The sequence below is a fragment of the Carnobacterium sp. genome (assembly GCF_032094055.1).
Lineage (GTDB): Bacteria > Bacillota > Bacilli > Lactobacillales > Carnobacteriaceae > Carnobacterium_A.
Window position 1 is genome coordinate 15516 of sequence record NZ_DAMDAK010000052.1, and the last position, 1972, is coordinate 17487.

The window sequence follows — 1972 nt, forward strand, 5'->3', positions numbered from 1 at the left end:
TCGCGGCGACAACATTATTTTATAAAAAGGATAAGGGGAGAGTAGAAAAATGAAAATCAATAAATTGGCAACCACATTATTTGTGGCAGCAACGGCACTTGTATTAGGAGCTTGTGGATCAGGAAATGACAAAGGAACGGCATCTAACGATGAAGTTTTAACTGAGTTGCCTGAAGAAACAACGATTACTTTTTGGCATGCGATGAATGGTGCGCAAGAAGAAGCATTGAAGAAAATAACAGAAGATTTTATGGCTGAAAATAAAAATGTTACTGTAGAATTGCAAAACCAATCTTCCTATCCAGATTTGCAAGCGAAGATCAATTCGACTTTGCCTTCTCCTAAAAACTTGCCGACTATCACTCAAGCATATCCAGGTTGGTTATGGAATGCAGCGCAAGATGAGATGATTGTTGATCTACAACCTTATATTGATGATGAAACCATTGGCTGGGGAGATCAAGAAGCTATCACGGGATCGCTATTAAACGGCGCAAAAATCAACGACACTCAATATGGGATTCCGTTCAATAAATCGACAGAGATGTTGTATTACAATGCAGACATGCTGGCTGAATATGACGTAGAAGTTCCTACTACTATGGAAGAACTGAAAGATGCTTCTGAAAAGATTTATAAAGAATCAAACGGAAAAGTTGTTGGTGCAGGCTTTGATTCCCTGAACAATTACTATGCTATTGGAATGAAAAATAAAGACGTTTCTATTACAAAAGATTTAGATCTTGAGAGCAAAGAATCAAAAGAGGTTATTTCTTATTATGCTGATGGCGTTCAAGACGGCTACTTCCGTATTGCTGGTTCAGACGGTTACTTATCCGGTCCTTTTGCAAATGAGCAAGTTGCAATGTTTGTCGGATCGATTGCCGGTGAAGGATTTGTAAAACAAGATACAGAAGGTAAATTTGAATATGGTGTAGCAGCTCGTCCAGAACCGATTAATTTACAGCAAGGGACAGATGTTTACATGTTTGATAGTGCATCAGCTGAACAACGTACAGCTGCATTTCTATTCATGAAGTTTTTATCAGAACCTGAAAACCAATTGTATTGGGCAACTGAAACGGGCTATATGCCGACTGTTGAATCTGTTGTGAACAGTGACGAATATAAGAATTCAACTGATACAAAAGTTCCGGCTCATTTAGAAGAAGCAACCACTGAATTATTCTCCATTCCTGTTGAAGAAAATGCAGATCCTGCTTACAATGAAATTCGTTCAATCATGGAGAATATTTTATCGAATACCGATAAAGACCGTGATGAATTGATCAAGAATTCGGTTCCGCAATTAGAAGACGCTTGGAATCAATAATTTTTCCCTAAAGCTTTTCTGGAAAATAGTAAACGATACACTAATAATAGAAGTGAATAGAGTACAGATAGAGACCGATACACTGTTTAGTGTATCGGTCTCTATCTGTTTGTTTTGTATTGAATGCCGCATTAACAAGCTTTTCTGATGATACACTAAAGTTGGCACGATATTTGCATTATATTATGTGACGGACAAAATAATGGGCAGTTGGAAAAGGAGGCAATTTTTTAGGAGCTGAGAAGTTGATTTAAATAGACAAAAACTTTAGAAAAATGTAAAGTTATTCTAACTAGTTGCGTCTAAAAAAAGTGTAAATAAATTATTTAGGAGGTAAAAATATGGTAGGAATTATACTAGCAAGCCATGGCGAATTTGCTGAAGGTATCTTGCAATCTGGCGCAATGATTTTTGGAGAACAAGAAAATGTTAAAGCCATTACCTTAATGCCGAGCGAAGGCCCGGAAGATGTAAAAGCAAAAATGAAAACTGCAATAGCATCTTTTGACAATCAAGATGAAGTATTGTTCTTAGTTGATTTATGGGGAGGTACTCCATTCAACCAAGCGAACAGCTTGTATGAAGAGCACAAAGACAAATGGGCGATTGTTGCTGGTTTGAATTTACCAATGGTGATTG

2 protein-coding genes are annotated in these 1972 nt (G+C 37.1%); both read left to right on the top strand.

What is annotated here, in order from left to right:
• The first annotated feature begins 49 nt into the window (after positions 1-49).
• Positions 50-1333, top strand: a complete 1284-nt coding sequence (locus RT405_RS08810) for an extracellular solute-binding protein (protein WP_313469147.1) — start codon at positions 50-52, stop codon at positions 1331-1333.
• Between the two features lie 341 nt (positions 1334-1674).
• A partial coding sequence (locus RT405_RS08815) for a PTS sugar transporter subunit IIA (protein WP_313469148.1) occupies positions 1675-1972 on the top strand: 298 nt, incomplete at its 3' end.

What these genes read in the sequence shown, in the direction of transcription:
- RT405_RS08810 (WP_313469147.1), top strand. Translation starts at nt 50, where the DNA reads ATGAAAATCAATAAATTGGCAACCACATTATTTGTGGCAGCAACGGCA.